At 56.6% G+C, this 17,615-nt stretch carries 11 protein-coding genes; 4 read left to right on the top strand and 7 right to left on the bottom strand.

The window, feature by feature from the left end:
- Positions 1–10: 10 nt before the first annotated feature.
- Genes HMPREF1323_RS00435 through HMPREF1323_RS00420 form a run of 4 tightly spaced genes read left to right on the top strand, consistent with a single transcriptional unit; the run spans position 11 to position 2,590 of the window.
- Entirely contained in the window at positions 11–667 is a 657-nt protein-coding gene (locus tag HMPREF1323_RS00435; protein ID WP_232203969.1) for a MotA/TolQ/ExbB proton channel family protein, read from the top strand.
- A 39-nt stretch (positions 668–706) separates the two neighbouring features.
- The gene (locus HMPREF1323_RS00430) at positions 707–1,132 is read left to right on the top strand and encodes an ExbD/TolR family protein (RefSeq protein WP_009432200.1); all 426 of its coding nucleotides are present in this window, start codon (positions 707–709) and stop codon (positions 1,130–1,132) included.
- Positions 1,133–1,137: 5 nt separating this feature from the next.
- Positions 1,138–2,001, top strand: a complete 864-nt coding sequence (locus HMPREF1323_RS00425; RefSeq protein WP_009432189.1) for an energy transducer TonB family protein — start codon at positions 1,138–1,140, stop codon at positions 1,999–2,001.
- 31 nt (positions 2,002–2,032) lie between these two features.
- A complete protein-coding gene (locus tag HMPREF1323_RS00420; RefSeq protein WP_009432204.1) occupies positions 2,033–2,590 on the top strand; it encodes a DJ-1 family glyoxalase III in 558 nt (185 codons plus the stop codon).
- A 500-nt stretch (positions 2,591–3,090) separates the two neighbouring features.
- On the opposite strand, the gene HMPREF1323_RS00415 is transcribed toward HMPREF1323_RS00420, so the two are convergent.
- The 7 genes from HMPREF1323_RS00415 to HMPREF1323_RS00385 form a co-directional block, all read right to left on the bottom strand.
- Positions 3,091–4,056: a PorV/PorQ family protein gene (locus HMPREF1323_RS00415; protein ID WP_009432194.1), complete on the bottom strand. Its 966-nt coding sequence runs from the start codon at positions 4,054–4,056 to the stop codon at positions 3,091–3,093.
- Positions 4,057–4,068: 12 nt separating this feature from the next.
- Positions 4,069–6,822, bottom strand: coding sequence for a S8 family serine peptidase (locus HMPREF1323_RS00410; protein WP_009432202.1), 2,754 nt, complete (start codon positions 6,820–6,822; stop codon positions 4,069–4,071).
- A 410-nt stretch (positions 6,823–7,232) separates the two neighbouring features.
- Positions 7,233–8,891 carry a BACON domain-containing protein gene (locus HMPREF1323_RS00405; protein ID WP_009432191.1) on the bottom strand — a complete coding sequence of 553 codons (1,659 nt, stop codon included), beginning with the start codon at positions 8,889–8,891 and terminating at the stop codon, positions 7,233–7,235.
- Between the two features lie 39 nt (positions 8,892–8,930).
- Positions 8,931–10,532 (bottom strand): BACON domain-containing protein, encoded by a 1,602-nt coding sequence (locus HMPREF1323_RS00400; RefSeq protein ID WP_044123817.1) that lies wholly within the window; start codon positions 10,530–10,532, stop codon positions 8,931–8,933.
- A gap of 191 nt (positions 10,533–10,723) precedes the next feature.
- The gene (locus HMPREF1323_RS00395; protein ID WP_198004356.1) at positions 10,724–12,364 is read right to left on the bottom strand and encodes a BACON domain-containing protein; all 1,641 of its coding nucleotides are present in this window, start codon (positions 12,362–12,364) and stop codon (positions 10,724–10,726) included.
- A 1,189-nt stretch (positions 12,365–13,553) separates the two neighbouring features.
- Complete coding sequence (locus HMPREF1323_RS00390) at positions 13,554–15,212, bottom strand: BACON domain-containing protein (protein WP_009432186.1); 1,659 nt, start codon at positions 15,210–15,212, stop codon at positions 13,554–13,556.
- A gap of 179 nt (positions 15,213–15,391) precedes the next feature.
- Positions 15,392–17,047, bottom strand: a complete 1,656-nt coding sequence (locus HMPREF1323_RS00385; RefSeq protein ID WP_009432185.1) for a BACON domain-containing protein — start codon at positions 17,045–17,047, stop codon at positions 15,392–15,394.
- Positions 17,048–17,615: the final 568 nt, after the last annotated feature.

The following is a 17,615-nucleotide window of genomic DNA, read 5'->3' as shown; positions in this document are numbered from 1 at the left end:
AACAGCCTCTCTGGCTCAGACTCTCGCTGACACGGCTCCTCAGGCCTCTCTCTCCATCCTCGACCTGGCTACCAAGGGTGGCTGGATCATGATCGTCCTGCTCGTACTCTCACTCCTGGCTCTCTACATCTTCGTATCGAAGTTCCTCCAGCTCCGTGCTGCAGGTCGTGAAGACAAGTACTTCGTAGAGCGCATCAAGGACTATGTCATCGAAGGCAAGACGCCCTCTGCTATCAAGCTCTGTGAGGACACCAACACCCCCTATGCTCGTATGATCCGCAAGGGTCTTACCCGTATCGGTCGCCCCATGTCTGACGTCCTCGTGATCGTCGAGAATGCAGGTAACATCGAGATCGGCCGTCTAGAGAAGGGCCTTCCTATCCTCGCTACCATCGCTGCCGGTGCTCCTATGATCGGCTTCCTCGGTACGGTCACCGGTATGGTACGTGCCTTCTTTGATATGGCTAACGCTGGCTCGGGCGGCGTCGACGTAGCACTCCTCTCAGGCGGTATCTACGAAGCCCTCGTGACCACTGTCGGTGGTCTTGTCGTCGGTATCGTGGCGCTCTTCGCTTACAACTACCTCGTCGCAGAGCTTGACAAGGTCGGTGGTAAGATGGAGACCAAGACGATGGAGTTCATGGACATGCTCAACGAGGTGCACTAAGCCCTGAGCTATAGCCCATCTCACCTTACCCACGAACGCATGGCACTCAAGCGTAAGACCAAAGTCGCAGACACCTTCAGTATGGCCTCGATGACGGACGTCATCTTCCTCCTGCTGATCTTCTTCCTGGTGACCAGCACGATCATCGTACCCAATACGATCAAGGTCACCCTCCCTACCTCTGCCCCCCAGTCGGCTCCCGAGACGCCCTCCGCACGCGTCACGCTGACCCCCGACCTACATTATTATCTCTCGATCGACCGCGGCACCCCCACCGAACTTACCCGTGATCAGCTCAAGGAGCAGCTGGGTATCTTCGCCGCAGAGCACCCCGAGGCCTTCGTCTCCGTACAGGCCGATGAGACCGTGCCCTACAAGGAGGTCGTCGCCGTCATCAACGCTGCTGCTCAGGCTTCCCTCAAGGTAGTCCTGGCGACGCGTGCTGAGAGCGAGCCAGTCCAATAAGCCTCATGCCACAGACCGATCCCGCCGCCCCACGCCGTGGAGCCGTCGCCGCCCTGGTGACTGTGGCTTGCCACGTCCTCTTCCTCCTCCTACTCTGGGTCCTCAAGCTCAGCAGTGACCGCCCTGCCCCCAAGCCAACGGAGGTACTCATCGCGGTCAATGTGGGCAACGTGGCCTCTGCTGCAGGGGCCATCGAGCCTGGAGGTACACCCGACGTCACTGAGCCCGCTCCCAAGGTAGCAGCCCCTCCCAAGGTCGCTACCCCTACTCCTCCCACGCCACCTGCGCCACAGCCCAAGGCGCAGCGCCCCACTCGTACGCATGAGGCCAGCCAGCCCCTACAGACTCAGCAGCATGAGCAGAGCCTGCAGGTAGAGGCTGCCCGACGTGCTGAGGCCGAGCGTCAAGCCAAGGCCAAAGCTGAGGCTGCACAGCGAGCTGCAGAAGCTCTCGCCGCCTCCCGTCGTGCCCAAAGCCAGCAGATAGGCAACTCCGTAGCGGGTGCCTTCGGTAAGCAGGCTGGGCAAGCTGGTAGCCAAGGTACAGCTGCCTCGGGCTCGGGCAATCAGGGGGATCCCAACGGAAGCCCCTCCAGCTATGCACTCTCTGGACGTAAGATCATCAGCAACGGCGGTGCTCTCGTCGCCCCACGCGTACAGCGTGCTGTCGAGGGCAACGTGCGTGTGCGCATCGTCGTCGATGGCAATGGCTCGGTGATCCGTGCTACCATCGCGCCAGGGACCAACATCGCTGATCCCTCCGTCCGTGCCGCTGCCCTTGAGGCAGCACGTAAGACGCGCTTCAACGCCGTGCCAGGCTCTGACGAGCAAGAAGGTAGCATCACCTACCACTTCAAGATCCGAGCCTAAGGCCTACTAACCTTTATACCAAGCTATTCATATGTCTAAGAACGTGTACGTCTTCCTTGCGGAAGGCTTTGAAGAAATCGAGGCCATCGGGACGATCGACCTCCTGCGCCGTGCAGGCCTGCCCACGCACGTCGTGGCCGTCGGTCTGGAGCCCAACGTCACGGGGGCACATGGTATCGCCATCCAGGCCGACCTTTCTATCAGCGAGGTCTACAATGATGACGTACTTGCACTCGTCCTCCCTGGCGGACTCCCTGGTGTGACGAACCTCGATGCTTCACAGCGTCTGCACCAGCTCATCCGCGAAGCTAACCACGAAGGCAAGCTCCTCTGCGCTATCTGCGCTGCCCCCTCCGTCTTCGGAGGTGCTGACCTCCTCGAGGGGAAGGAAGCTATCGCCTACCCTGGCTTTGAGAAGAACCTCAAGGGTGCTAAGGTCTCCGAGGCTCCCGTCGTCAAGAGCGGGCACATCATCACGGCTAAGTCCGCAGGCTATACCTTCGACTTCGCCCTCGAGATCATCACCGCTCTCGCAGGAGAAGAGAAGGCAAAGGAAGTGGCTGCTGGTATCATCTACACGCGCCACTAAGTCGCCCCCTTACAGCAAAGCAAAGCGCTCCCCCACCTCACTCGGAGGTAGGGGAGCGCTTCTTTTTGTAGCAAACAGCTCGAGGCTATAGAGCATTCCTATACTAAAACCATCCTCCAGCTCCATGGCAAATCTCTATCCTCTGCAGTGGAGGAAGCATGAAGCAGTACTGATATGCCTATATCTTGGTGCGTAGTCTTTAGAGCTACGCACGGAGATCATATAAGCCACGCACGTGGATGATAAATCTACGTGCGTGGATATAAGTCTATCCCTATTGGTGCGAAGGATAAACCCATAGTCCTCGGGAAGAATAGCTATTGAGAGTCAAGATAAATCCCGAGAAAGAGCGTGCCTCCTCCCACCATTGGTGCTGAGAGAAGCTACGTGCTCGATGTCACAGCTCGCGATACCCCTTCGCAGAGGGTATAAAATAGGTAGACGCAGAGACCTACGAGAGATCCCTGCGCCTACTCACTAACAAACAAACCGCAGCTTGCCTATAAACTTAGGCCAACTGTAACCCAGAGAGAGGATTTCCCTCCAGAGTAGGTCGGTGCCATATACGTGGCATCGAGGGCTAAGGGCTTGAAGCGCAGGCCGAGCCCTGCACTCACGCCCTTCGCACCATTGGTATCATACTGATAGCCGGCACGCAGTGCTACGAGCTGGTGGTAGAGGTATTCCCCACCGAAGTGGATAGCACTTGATGCGGCATTCGAAGGAGCGAAGAAGTAGTCTACGCCTGCACCGAGCGCCAGACGATGCTCGCCGCTGATGCCATAGCTGATCTCACCACCGGCGCCCGCATAGGCGGGGGCATAGGTCGAGCTACTCTTGGCGCTCTGCTTGTACTTCGCACCGAGGTTATCGACCTTCGCACCGAGGATGAAGTTCATCCCCGTAGCGGATGGCTCTTCGCTACTGCGGAGGAAGACGCCCCCACCGAAGACCATCGTCGAGGCAGCAGCCCCCTGGTCGGTGTATACGTAGCTCCCCTTAGCGTAGGCAGAGAAGACGCCCATACGAATAGCGTAGCCGAGGTCGACGGTGTAGTCGAAGAGCTGACGCATCTTCTTCTTAGCGTTCTCATTCTGGTCGATCGGCGTGTACTTCATGCCACCGAGATAGCGGAAGCCGCCGAAGAAGGCATGACGTCCGACGCAGATGCCGAGCGAAGCGTTGTAGAGGTTATTCGTGCCGTCGAAGCCCTCGACCTTGCCGAGGGTACGAAGACCACCACCAAAAGAGAGGACCGTCTCGCCATAGAGGAGCGAGGTGGGGTTGGTGTAGAGATGAGATACATCGCTCTCACCATAGTGGTTCCCCCCGAGGGCTGCCGTCTGAGCGCTCTGAGCATACTCGAGGATAGGCAGGGCACGTGTCCCCTTGATCTTCTGGGCCTGCAGCGTGGAGGTAGCGCAGAGCCCGGCTGCGAGCAGCAGGATAGATGCTTTGGTATTCATGGGTAGGATGCGTTATTTCTTGACAAAAGCCTTAGTGTAGCTACCCTGAGCGGACTGCACACGGAGCGTGTAGGCGCCTGGGGCGAGGTTCTTGACGAGGAGCTTTACCTTACCGATCCCAGCGACGGTGTAGTCACGGTCAAGAGCCTTGACACCGGAGAGGGAGTAGATCTGGATGTTGGCGCGCTGGATAGCGGGATTCAGCACGATGTTCAGCTCCGTCGTAGCGGGGATAGGATAGACTGAGTAGACGGGCTCAGAGGCATCCTTGACGACACGTACAGGGATAGACGTCTGCACGGGCGTGCTGATACCATCGGAGGCCTCTACCTGGACCTGAGTCGTACCCGTCTTCAGACCACGGATCGTGAGCTTACCATCTTCAGCGATAGCAGCCGAAGCGATAGAGCCATCAGCGACGCTGGCCTTGTAGGTAATGGTCACGCCATCACTCTTCTCGAGGGAAGGTGCTACCTCTACCATCGTGGACTGGCCCATCCCGACGACGTGGTTGCCGAGGGAGGCGATGAAGGCAGGAGCCTTATAGGTGTAGACTTCGAAGGGAATCGTCAGCTCGGTCTTTGCCCCGAGGACGTCGGTAGCGGTGACCTTGATCTCATGATGGCCTACAGGAGCTACAGCACGCAGAGAGAAGATGACCTTATCACCGCTGACCTGATAGCTCACCCCACGAGTCTCTCCAGCGACATTGATGCTGACCTTCTGCTGGTCGGGATCGGAGAAGGTGACGGAGAAGGTTTCCTTCGTGAGAGCAGAGACGCGGATCTTCTTGTCGGTAGAGAGCGTCAGCACAGGAGGATTATTCTTCTTCGTCTTGAACTGACCCATCGTCAGCCCCGACTTGAGGCCCCAGCGGTCGATGGCTTCAATAGCGATATGATAGGAGGTATTCTCCGTCAGAGCACTCAGCGGGAGGAACATCTTCGTGCCAGCAGCATAGCCCGTAGCATTGATCTTGGCATAGTGGACATCCTTAGCGTTAGCATCGGTGATTTCCTTTTCGGAGAGATAGACGTTGTATTCGACAGGCGTACCATCATCTTCGTCGCTGACAGCAGCCCAGGAGATGTTGGCCGTGACGAAGGAGACTTCGTCGACATTAATCTGAGAGACCTTAGCAGGAGCCTTGCCCTTATTTTCAGCGAAGACAGCGGAAGCATCGATGTAGCCACGACCCATACGACCTGGGAAGCCCGTGAGTGCGTCGATATTCTGAGCCTTCAGAGCACCGAGCAGACGCTGCTGACACTCGACGTTCGTGAAGCCCTGGCGGCCGAAGTGCGAGACGATAAGGGCGGCGATACCGGATACGTGAGGACAAGCCATCGAGGTACCCTGCATGTAGCCGTAGTCCTTACCCGTGATCTTCTTAGAGAGCGTACTGAGGACTTCGCCCTGAGGATAGTGAGTATCACCACCAGGAGCCGTGATATCGACCCAGTCCCCACGGTTGGAGTAGTAAGCAGACTTCCAGTCTGGAGCCATCGAGGCAACAGCCACTACAGGAGCATAAGCCCCTGGGAAGGAGCGATAGTCCAGCCCGTCGTTACCCGCAGCGAAGATGACTACCCCACCCTTCATAGGTGAGTTGGGCAGCTGATTCCCATCCTTGTCGCAGCCGGCGTACTTGATGAAGTAGTCGATAGCGGCCTTCTGGCTCTGAGGGATAGCGGTGATATTGGCCTTGTAGATATAGCCCCAAGAGTTCTGGCTGATGACAGCACCGTTATTGGCACTGTAGACGATAGCGTTGGCACTATTACCGCCTTCACGTTCGCCCCCGAAGATCTGACAGCTCATCAGGCGAGCCCCAGAGCCTTCGGTACCATCCCCCCCAGCGATACCAGCGACGCCGATACCATTGTTGTTGCGGGCTGCGACCGTACCTGCGACGTGCGTACCGTGGGACTCATCGTCGGGGTAGATCTTACCATTGTTGTGGATGAAGTTGAAGCCGTTGATATCGTCGATGAAGCCGTTGCCATCATCGTCGACACCTTCCTGACCATTGAGCTCCTTCTGATTGACGTAGAGGTTATCCTTGAGGTCGGGATGGGTGATATCGATACCACCGTCGGTGATAGCGACGATGACGTTAGGCTTACCCGTTTCCGTTTTCCAAGCCTTGAAGAGGCCGATATCAGCTCCAGCGACGCTGCGTGAGAAGCGGCCGGTATTGTTGTAGTGCCATTGGTCGCCGAGCATAGGGTCATCGAAGGGAGCTGCAGGAGCATCGCTTCTACGAGGAGCATCGACAGCTACAGCCTTGCCCGTAGGACGAGCGATCTCGTAGACGGGCTCGGTGTATTCGATCTCGGGCGTAGAGGCAAGGGTCTGCATAGCCCCCTGGAGGTCCTGCTGCTTATTGAAGCGGACGACGTACCAGAGATCCAGACCTTCGCGGCGCATACGCTCCTCGAAGCGTGGGTCGATGGGGAAGAGGGGCTCGAGGGATTCGGTGCCGATGCTACGCAGGGACTGAGCCATCTGCGAAGGCAAGGAGCTCATCGAAGCGCCATTAGCATCGAAGGCACGAAGGCTGCTCTTGGCCGAGCGCTGGATGCGGAAATAGAGGACCCCAGCTTCTGCCCCCTGAGTCGACAGGAAGGCACGAGCGGGTGTAGTGGGGCTACCGGTCTCAGAGGCCTGAGGCTCTCTCTGAGGTGTCACTTCATCGAAATCCCGCTGACAGGAGGTGACGGCCAGTGCCGAGAGAAGTGACAGGGTCAGTATAGATCGTTTCATTGTCGTAGTCTTATATGTGTGTTTAGACTAAGGCGCCTGTCGCTGGAAGGGACTTCACCACGAGGGGCGCAGGAGGGAAGATCGTAGGGCAGGCACCCCGAGGTTAGTGGAGCGGGTATGCAAGCCAGAGGGACGGTGGAGATGGAGGACTTGCTGGTCTTCATCTCCATCAGCCTGTGGGAGGGGGGCTAACCCCTCCCACGGCTGTGAGATGCGGGTCATGGGAGGCGGTGGGCTCGAGGTGAGTCACCCACCGAGGGATGCACGATCGGGCGATGCATCTTGCTGTGGTGTCCTTAGTGGTGGTAGTGATGTGTGTGCTGTGCGACTCTTGTAGTGTGTATGGAGATTATAGTGAAGATTGATCGGATGGCATGGGGCTACTGGAGCCTAAGAGTGCGAGTGGTGGATCAGCGGCGGGACTGGAGGCGACGCGTCTTCTGCAGATGACGGCTGATGGTCTCTACGATGCGAGCACGGCGCTCGAAGAGGTTTTCCTTCTTAGCAGCCTTCAGGCGGGGAGCAGAGCCAGCACCACCAGGCAGCTCGACGAGGAAGGTTTGGATCTCAAGGACGGGCTTACCATCCAGCTGAGCAGGGTGCAGGATGTAAGCAGCCTTCTCCGTAGCATTGTAGTAGGCGACGAAGCCACCATTGAGCGTGCGGAGGTAGTTGTAGCCATTCTCCTTGAGGAGCTGCTCCATCTCCCTCGTCACATAGGACTTGCCGAGAGGGTCGGTCCAGAAGCCGAGCGTGACATCGGCGAAGATGGCCTGCGTCGTGAAGACTTCGCCTACGAAGGGGTCGTCAGCAGGGATGTCTTCGCTGGGCTGGAGGTAGAAGTAGCCACGGTGGGACTCACCTTCGAGCGAACCCTTAGCAATGAAGCGCTGGTAGTCTTCGCGATTAGCGCGGGGGTCCTTCACATCGAGTTCGCCCTTCCATTCGACTTCCTTCTTAGCGACATCATCTCGCTTGTAGCCGTGGATACCACGACCGGGGTCACAGTTCAGAGCCAGCAGCTGCTTCATAGGCAGGTGGTCGAAGGTCTTGTAAGCCTTAGGCTGACGGGGCATATAGACCGTCTCGAGGAGCGCTTCGCCCGAGGAGTCGAAGGCTACATTGAGGTTGTAGGGAAGGGTGCTGTGTACATAGACGTCCTGACCTGCATTGCTCAGTGCGTCGGACTTCTGATAGCCACGGCCCTGCAGGTAGGCAACGAAGGTAGGATTGTCCTTCACCACCTTGTCATCGAGACAGAGCTGGATCGTGGCCTGGAAGCCCTTGCTACGCTCGTGCTCGAACTCATACTCGATCAGAGGGAAGAGCTCGCTCTGCGTAGCATAGCGGAAGACGACGGCGCTACCACGGGTGAAGCTACGCGTCAGCTCGCTCAGACGGCCACGCTCGAAGCGGATGACATCCTTGAGACCTGCGGGGAACTGCTGCAGGGGCAGGACGTACTGGTTGGCACCATCCTGAGTGACCTCGATCTCCTTGAGCTGGGTACCAGCCGTGATGACGACCTTCACCGAGCGGGGTACATCACTTTCGTTGCGCTCAGCGGCGAGGGTGAAGCTTGACTTCGTCACTTCGGCAAGCTTGAGCCAAGAGGCTTCGGCTCCGATCTCCACCTTAGCAGTGGTATTGCTCTCGAAGACGACCTTCTTCGTACCCCCTTCGATGGGGAAGACAAGGCGCTCAAGGTCGGTGGCGAGGATAACGTCGCCAGAGGCCTGACGGACGGTGACGCGCTTCTGCAAGCCACCAGCATTGACGATGACCGAGCCGACGCGGTCGATGCCCAGGTCATTGGCCTCAGCACGGACCTTCAGAGTATTACCCTCCTGTGTGAGGCTTAGCCAGGTGGCTTCCTGTGGGGAGAGGGCGGACCAACTTTCCTTGTTCGTTGAGACGGTGAGGGTCTGCTCTGAAGCCTCCTTAGTGAAGGTGAGTGTCTCGGTGGAGAGATCCAGGGTGGCCTCCTCTACGTCGCTCTGTGGGCTACAGGCGGGGAGCAGGGCGAGGAGGGCGGAAAGACCCAAGATACGGCTGATTGTCTTTCTCATCTTACGTGTTGTTAGTTAGTGGATATAAGCTTGGAGCACTCAGCGTATGGTGCGCTGAGAGAGGGCATCCAGACGGCGGAGGAAGGCGGCACGCTTCTTCTGGGAGGTGCGGTGGTTCATAAACTCCTGGACAGAATTTGCCCCATCATCGATCTCGGTGTAGTAAGCCTGGACGTCGAGGACGCGCTGCTCCTGATAGAAGAAGATACGTATGGTGTAGGCTAAGTTCTTCGCACGATTAGCGAAGGCATAGCTGGCATTCTGCGTCTGGCCCATATACTCGTAGCCAGCGGAGGTGAAGAGCTTCATCACCTCATCGGTGAGGTGATAGTGCCCGTCGATCTCATCGTACCACAGAGCACGCTCGAGCTGGGGGTAGTAGCCCAAGACGCTATTCACGACACCCAGATAGGGGTCATCCATCTGCGTCGGGGTGATGATGTAGAAGTAACCGCGGATGATCTCATCTTGGAAGGAGTGCTTGGGCTTGAAGAGGTCGTAGAAGTCGGGGGTATTCTCAATGCGTTCGCTCCCCTCGGTCTGCTCGAAGGCACGTACATCCTCCTGCTTCTTGCCCTTGATATCCAGCTCACGGCTCCCGAGGAACTCGATCTGGCGCTTCAGAGGCATCTCGCTGAAGGTGGGGAAAGGCTTCGTCTGCGTGGGGTTGTAGACGAACTGCACCTTCGCCCCTCCTGTGAAGATCGTCACGAGGAGCTGCAGAGGGAGCTTCGGATTCTCATACAGCGTGTAGACGAGGTCGGGCGAAGAGCTCTGCTTGACAAAGCCATAGGCGGCTACGGCTTCGTCAAAGTCCTTGTTCCCCTTGACGAGGTCCTTATCCGTATAGATGAGGGTAGCGATAGAGAAGCCAGGGCTATTCGTCGCACTGAACTGGTACTCGATGAGCGGCACGACCTTGCTCTTGGTGAGGAAGCGGAAGCTGGGGTACTGCTCCTTCGTCTCCTCACGGGAGTAGAGGAGCGTATTGCCTCGCTCATGCTCATAGCGAACGATATCATAGAGGCGTGAGGGGAAGGTCAGCATGGGGAAGATGTAGGGAGTGAGTCCCAGCTGAGTGACCTCCAGCTCACGGACGACCGTCCCTGCGGTGAGGGTGATCTTAGCCGTGCGGTTGTGCTTGTCGGCATTGGCCTCTGCGACGAGAGTGAACGTCTTAGCCGTGCGCTTATCGACACGAAGCCAACCAGCACCCTCGGCCAGCTCGATAGTGAGGGCATCGCTATTGCACTCGAAGCTGACCTCGCTTGACCCGCCCTCAGCTTGGAGCACGACCGACTCAGGAGCCTCCAGGAGGACGTCAGCCGCCGTCTGATGCACGGTGACGCGACGCTGCAGGCCACCAGCTTGGACGAGGACAGCACCCGTACGCTCCTGCCCAGAGGCATTCGCTTGCGCTCCGACATAGAGAGTATTGCCCTCCTGTCGTAGGGTGATCCACGTAGCCTCCTGCGGCGAGAAGGCTGACCAGCTGGACTGGTTCGTCGTGATGGTGAGGGTCTGCGCCGTGCCCTCACGTGGGAGCGTCAGAGCGGTGGCAGAGAGTTCGAGGGTAGCTTCCTCCACATCGCTCTGAGGGCGACAGGAGGGGCAAAGGAGGCTGAGTAGGAATACGCTCAAGACCCCTAAAAGGGTAAAGTGGAAGCGTCTCATGGTGGTAAAATTGCGTGTGGTGTGTGGAAGGTGTGAAAGGAAGAAAAGTAGCTGTTCGTTATAAGCAGTCTGATTTGATATGGAGAGGAAAAGCTGGAGGCGGGGCGAGATCTCCCCGTCTCCAGCGGGAGTTTATCTATAGAGGTTGAGTAAGATACTTAGTCCTTGTGGTAGTAGACATCTGTGACGAGCTGGCTCAGTCGGCGCAGATCCTCACGACGCTGCTTGACCGAGGCTCGATAGTCGAGCTGGGAAGCGAGGGAAGCATTGGCACTCTTGACCTTAGCGTAGATCGACTGGACTTGTAGTACCTGGGTCGCCCCATCATCTACTGCGCGCAAGACATACACCTGGAGCCGCTCCTTATTATAGAAGGCGTAGTCGCCATTCTTTAGCTTCCCGAGGTAGGGATAGCCTACCCCTGCAAAGAATGAACGCACTTCATTGGTCAGATAGTGCTTTCCGGTGATCTTATCCTGCCAGTAACCCATAGTGATGGGGAAGAAGGCATTGACCCCGACGCAGACATCGATGTAGGGATCATTCTCTGCGATCCCCTTGTCAGGGTTAGCCACGACGAAGAGATAGGCACGTACATCCTCGCCATCGAAGGACTTCTTCACCTGATAGACATCAGCTGAGGGATCACCGACATCGAAGTATTCGCTACCCAGAGCTTCTTCATCCTTGCGGATCTCAGCACGCTTCTTACCGGCCTTATTCAGCTCACGATTGCCCATATAGGCGGTCATGCGCGTCATAGGCAGCGTGGTGAAGGTCTTGTAAGCCTGAGGCTGCTGGGGCTGGTAGGTGAACTCCAACTTCACGCCATCGGAGAAGTAGTACGTCTGTAGGCTGACGGGGATCGTCGTGCTCGTGTAGACGGCCATCTGATCGGTGCTCTTACTGAGCGTGAAGCCGTGGTCCTTGAGGTAGGCTTCGAGGGCGGGGACATCCTCCTTGGGATTGAAGCCGAAGAAGAGGGTCTCGGCCGACATGAAGCCGGGGCTGAGGGGGACGTTGAACGTGTACTGGATGAAGGGCACAGTCTTATCCTTGGTGAGGAAGCGGTAGACTGAGGGCTCATCTTCGCCGCCATTGACAGACTCGAGGAGGATGTGGCCTCTGCCCTGCTCGTAGCGGATGACCTGATAGAGGTCAGCGGGGAACTCCAAGAGGGGCAGGAGCGTCGAGGGAAGACCTTCCTGCACGACCTCGATTTCCTGAATGCTATTGCCACGGATGACGTTCACCTTAGCAGCACGGCGCAGCTTCGTAGCATTGGCTTTTGCGATGAGGGTGAAGCCCTTGGCACTGGCAGCTGAGATGCTCAGCCAGTCGGTGGGGACAGCGAGCTCAGCCTTAGCATCCGCCGAAGCCTCAGCGAAGGTAATGAGATGAGAGCCTCCTTCGAGGCCGAAGGTCACCGTTTGCTCCAGCGTGAGGCTTGCCTCACCAGCTGACTGACGGATGGCGATGCGACGCTGCACGCCTCCAGCATTGACGATGACCGACGTTGTGCGCTCTTCGCTGCGAGGGTTGGCAGGGACGCTCACACGGAGGGTACTCCCCTCTTCTTTGAGCTTGACCCAAGCGTCTTCTTGCGGAGAGAAGGCGCTCCAGTTCTCGCGGTTGGTAGTGATCGTGACGACCTGCTCACCGCCATCCTTAGAGAAGTGGAGGGTGGAGGGAGACAGCTCGAGGGTAGCCTCCTCGACGTCGCTATCAGGCTTACAGCTGGTAGGGAGGAGGAAGACGAGCGCCAGAAGCGCTAATAAGTAGGTAGATATGGACCTCATGGTGGGTACAGAGTAGGAGGACATTGGCCTCTCCGCTTCGACGACGAGCGTATGTGCTAAGAGCGTCGCCTGCGGGGGGAAGAAATGGGTAGGAACGGGTATAAGCGTGCGGTCTACAAGGTAGCGCAGCTGGGGTTTGTCTGGTGTAGAATGCCTGCAGATCCCACGGAGCGAAGTGCTCTACGGGCAGAGACATAAGAAGGCGATAGGGAGGACGAGCAGCAGACGAGCTATGAAGAGGGTACTGTGGTGGTAGCTCGATGCGTCGTAGGCGTGTGGTGGGTGCGAGGTGTGTCGATGTGTGTGGCCGAGAGGTGAGCGTCTTGTGTGGAAGGAAACAGGGCTTCCAAGGCTCTATCTACGCGGAGGGAGGCCGCCCCAAGCCGACGTAGTTGAAGGGATTCTTCGTGAGCCTCAGCAGCCCAGGGGCATATCTGAGGTTGATGATTCGATCATGAGTGTTCTGTATTTGCAGAGGCTTTGTGCCTCAACCATGGGTCAAAGTTAGAGATTTGTTTCGGGAAATCCAATACTAATGAGCATAAAGTTAGCCTTACACATTGCAGCCATATACCACACTTTCTCTGGGGTAAATTCTCATCACAGATGCCAGCTCCATCCCAACATCATACACCACACATTCCAAGCCACTTATCTCATCACGAGAAGCATCCTATAGAGGAGCCCAAATCCAACCTATATTAGCCAGCTCACAGACCTATATAGAGACTGTCACCGCGAGTCCTGACCTCTATTTAGAGTGCTAAGGCATCGTGCGCCCAGCTACCCGATATACCTCTCCGAAGAGATCAGGCAAGCCCTTCGCCTTAGCGCGAGTATTCCTCTTATCCAGCGGAAAGAAAAGTGTCCTTCTCGTGAATAAAAAAGCGCCTTCACGTAGTGCTATTCTTCTATCTACGCACGGAGTCTTAAAGACCAGGCACGTAAATCCCAATATCCACGTACGTAGATATTAGAGCCACGTACGTAGTCCAAACTTATCTACCACTCGTCCATAACTTTTATCCCTACGCGGAGCAACAACCTGATATAGCTCTACACTCGTACTTATATAGGTCAGCCCACCGACCCATATAGGTTCGCACTACCCCACTCGTAAAGAAACAGAAATAGGGCACCCGGGCCGAAGCCCGAACGCCCTATCCGTGTGGTGCGGTACACGGGAAGATTAGTGCCCGAAGATAGCCTTCAGCTGAGCAGCGAAGGCACGATCCTCAGCCTGATGAGCACGCAGGGCGCGCAGATAGCTGGGATAGTCGGAGAGGGTAGCCACTGAGAGGGTAGCGGACTTGTTGCCACGGTCAGCGTAGGTGGCTTGGATCTCGAGGATGTAGCGGCCTTGGTAGGTCTGCTTAGGTACGGTGAAGATGAAGGCGAGCTTCTTCTCCTTGTTGTAGTAAGCCTTACTATAGCCATCGAGGTTCTGCAGGAAGGTATAGCCGTTGTCTTCGAGGAGCTTGATGACTTCATTGGAGAGGTGGAAGTCGCCAGCGTAGTCACGCCAGAAGGCCAGCTCAGTATTGTGGTAGATGGCCTGGATCCCCTTGACAGCATCCACGTATGGATCATCTTCGGGGATCTTCTTGTACTTGTCAGGTACGATATAGAAGTACCCACGAGCGAACTCACCGTCAAAGGCCTTCGTCACCATGAAGCGGTCGTAGTACTTACGATCGTGTGGCTCAGCCCATTCAGAGCCCCATTCAGCTTCCTGCTTGCGGATCTCAGCGCGCTTGGCCTTCATGATACCCAGCTCACGGCTGCTGAGGAGCTTGAGCTGCTCGGCCAGAGGCATGACGTCGAAGGTCTTGTAGGACTTGCGCTGCGTGGGGCGATAGGTCGTGGTGATGACAGCGCCCTTAGGCTGGATCGTCACCTCGATCTGGAGCTGGAGGCTTTCGCTGGTGTAGGTCGTGGTCTTACCATCCTTAGAGATCGTAGGAGCATCGAAGCCCTGTTCCTTGACAAAGGCCATGAACTCAGGATTGTCCTTGACGAGCGTGCTGTCGGCACAGATAGACATAGCAGACTTGAAGCCAGGAGCGCTGGGGTCAGTGAACTCATACTGGATGAAGGGCATCGCTTCACTGCGCGTAGCTACACGATAAGAGGTCGTGTTGAAGATGCCGTCAGGGAGCTGGATAAGCGCGTTACCACGAGCCATTTCTTCGCTCATCACGGTAGCCAGCGAAGCGGGAAACTTCAGGATAGGCAGGACGTACTGTACAGAGCCTTCCTGGATAGCTTCGATTTCGGTGAGGGTCGCACCGACGGTCAGGAGGACCTTCACACGGCGACGATACTTCTCGGGACTTTCCTTCGCAGTGAGGACGATGCTGCCATCAGCGACGCGGTCGATGGTAAGCCAGTCTGCTGGGGTAGCCAGCTCGGCCTTGACGGCACCGCCATTGCTCGAGAAGGTGACCTTTTTCGTGGCACCAGCCTTGGGGAAGAGCACGGAGGTATCCGTCATCTCGATGAGACCGTCAGCTGCACTCTGCGTGACAGCGACACGGCGCTGTGCACCACCAGCATTGACGATGATCGAAGCGGAGCGATCGACACCACGATCATTGGCGCTGGCCTTGACCTTGAGCGCATTGCCCTCCTGTGTGAGGGTGAGCCAAGATTCCTGGGTGGTGAAGGCAGTCCACGTGTCCTTGTTCGTCTTGACGGTGAGCGTCTGTTCGCCACCATCTTTAGTGAAGGTCATGAGCTGCGTGGAGACATCGATGGTAGCTTCCTCGACGTCGCTTTCATTCTTACAGGCTGGCAATAGGAGGAGCAGGCCCAAGCAGCCAATGAGGTACTTGAGATACGATTTCATAATGTGTCTTTGTGTGTGGGGATGGTGAACCCAAGGCGAGGTGGCAAGGTAGGACCGATCTCGCCTGAGGGGAGAGTGTGATGTGTGCGTCTGGTGACGGAGTCATACGCCCCAAGGAGGCAGGGTGCCCGGAGCATATCCTGGGCACCCTATCCTCTTAGAGGAGAGCGATCGCAGCCTTAGCGGAAGCGAGGCGTATCGAGGATACGACGTTCGATGCGGCGGAGCGAAGCTTCGTAAGCCTTCTGAGCACGTACACTGCGTTCGTAGCTGGAGAGCGTAGCGATCGAATTGCCACCTTCTACCTTTTCATAGAAGGACTGCATTTCGATGATGGGCTTACCCTTGTCGTAAGCGACACGCATGACGTAGACTTGCATCTTTTCCTTGTTGTAGAAGGCCTGATAACCCTTGTTACCGACAGCACGGAGGAAGGGGAATCCAGCTTCCTTGAAGAGAGCCTGTACTTCCTTCGTCAGAGCGAAGCGACCAAGAGCATCTTCCCAGAAGGCCAGACCGATGTTTGAGTAGACGGCCTGAGTACCATGCATGAAGTCGATGTAGGGGTCATTTTCTTCGATCTTATCATCCTTAGAAGGACGGATGTAGAAGTAACCACGATAGATTTCTTCTTCGAAGGCACTGCTACCCGTAGTGAAGCGGTCATAGTTTTCCTGCGTGATGGATTCATCGCGCTTGGAGCCCCAGGTTTCTTCCTGCTTACGGATATCTTCCTTCTTCTTGCCCTTGTTGATCTTGAGATCACGGTCACTCATCAGCTCGGTCTGATGCGTCATAGGCAGGGTCTTGAAGGTCGTGTAGTCCTTATCCTGCTTAGGAGCATAGGTCGTCGTGATCATAGCACCACCCGACTGGATGGCTACTTGGACCTGCAGCTGCTTGGCATCATCACGATAGGTCACGGTCTTACCATCCTTACCTACGGTCTTGTCGCCGAAGCCATTTTCCTTAAGGAAGTTATCGAAGTCTGCATTGTCCTTGACGAGATCTACATCGTAGCAGATAGATACGGCAGAGGAGAAGCCAGGAGTGCTTTCGTTACGGAATTCGTACTGTACGAAGGACATGATCTTACTCTGCGTAGCGAAGCGATAGAGCGTCGTGTTGAAGAGCCCGTCAGGGAGCTTGATCAGTTCGTTACCACGGCTCTTTTCGTAGCGGATGACTTCAGGAAGAGAAGCGGGGAACTTCAGGTAGGGAAGTACGTAGTACATGATCCCTTCTTGAGTGACTTCGATTTCCTTGATGACGGTACCTACGGTGAGGTTGACCTTGACGCTACGCTTGACCTTCTCCTTGCTTTCCTTAGCGGTGAGGACGATAGCCGTAGGAGTGACCTTGTCGATCGTCAGCCAGTCGACAGCCGAAGCGAGCTCAGCCTTGACGGCCCCACCGTTGCTGGAGATAGCGAGCTTCTTCGTTTCCCCTGCGGCAGGGAAGACGAGCGAAGTAGGGTCAGCATCGAGGATGATGTCAGCAGCGCTCTGCTTGACTTCTACGACGCGCTGCATGCCGCCAGCGTTGACTACTACAGAAGCAGCACGATCCATGCCGCGATCATTGGCCGTAGCCTTGACCTTGAGGGTATTCCCCTGCTGCTCTACGGTGAGCCAAGAGCGTTCGGTGGTGAAGGCTGACCAGCTGTCCTTGTTGGTCGAGACGGTAAGCGTCTGCTCGCCGCCATCCTTGGTGAAGGTCACACTCTGGGCCGAGAGATCAAGGGTAGCTTCTTCGACATCACTCTCCCCCTTACATCCGGGGAGAAGGAAGAGAAGCGCCAAGCAGCCCAAGAGATACTTGATATGGAGTCTCATAATTGTAGTTGCGTTAATGTGGTGTCAAGAGGGTACACGAGGCGCCCTCTGGGAATATGCATGATGGTAGGACTGCATCCCTGAGAGACCTCGGGAGGGGACTCTGGGAGCGTATGAGACGGTATGGTGGGGAACAAAGGCTTGATATGTGAGCGTGTGCGACCCTTAGCGAGGATCGGGAGGAGCCTTTGCGTGTGCGTGGTGGTGTCCGCCGAAGCGGGGGAAGGGGTATGTGGCCGAGTGAGCGTCTGTCGGGTGTGTCGGGGAAGTAAGAGGACTGCTCGAGCTCTAAATTGCGCCGTGGGAGGCCAACCCAATGAGGGGCGTAGGTGGGATTACCGAGAGCTCCAGGAGCCCAGAGAGTTGTCGTGGGAGGTTTGTTTGTTCATATTGCGTTTGCTATAGATCGGAAGCATAGAGCCCCGAGATCATGTACCAAAGGTAGAGAATAGTTTTGTGAATAACAAGCAAGCCCACAAAGGCCCGATATTCCACCACACCTTCCCCTCATATTAGCTCACAGAGGCGCAAGGAGAGGCACACTCCCACTACCCTAAATCATAGGCTC

The sequence above is a fragment of the Porphyromonas sp. oral taxon 279 str. F0450 genome (genome assembly GCF_000292995.1).
Classification (GTDB): Bacteria; Bacteroidota; Bacteroidia; order Bacteroidales; family Porphyromonadaceae; genus Porphyromonas; species Porphyromonas pasteri.
Note: the sequence above shows the minus strand (reverse complement) of the source record. Positions and strands in the feature narration are given on the sequence as shown.

Coding starts and splice junctions, on each gene's coding strand:
- HMPREF1323_RS00430 (WP_009432200.1), top strand. CDS start 707: ATGGCACTCAAGCGTAAGACCAAAGTCGCAGACACCTTCAGTATGGCC.
- HMPREF1323_RS00425 (WP_009432189.1), top strand. CDS start 1,138: ATGCCACAGACCGATCCCGCCGCCCCACGCCGTGGAGCCGTCGCCGCC.
- HMPREF1323_RS00420 (WP_009432204.1), top strand. CDS start 2,033: ATGTCTAAGAACGTGTACGTCTTCCTTGCGGAAGGCTTTGAAGAAATC.
- HMPREF1323_RS00415 (WP_009432194.1), bottom strand. CDS start 4,056: ATGAATACCAAAGCATCTATCCTGCTGCTCGCAGCCGGGCTCTGCGCT.
- HMPREF1323_RS00410 (WP_009432202.1), bottom strand. CDS start 6,822: ATGAAACGATCTATACTGACCCTGTCACTTCTCTCGGCACTGGCCGTC.
- HMPREF1323_RS00405 (WP_009432191.1), bottom strand. CDS start 8,891: ATGAGAAAGACAATCAGCCGTATCTTGGGTCTTTCCGCCCTCCTCGCC.
- HMPREF1323_RS00395 (WP_198004356.1), bottom strand. CDS start 12,364: ATGAGGTCCATATCTACCTACTTATTAGCGCTTCTGGCGCTCGTCTTC.
- HMPREF1323_RS00390 (WP_009432186.1), bottom strand. CDS start 15,212: ATGAAATCGTATCTCAAGTACCTCATTGGCTGCTTGGGCCTGCTCCTC.
- HMPREF1323_RS00385 (WP_009432185.1), bottom strand. CDS start 17,047: ATGAGACTCCATATCAAGTATCTCTTGGGCTGCTTGGCGCTTCTCTTC.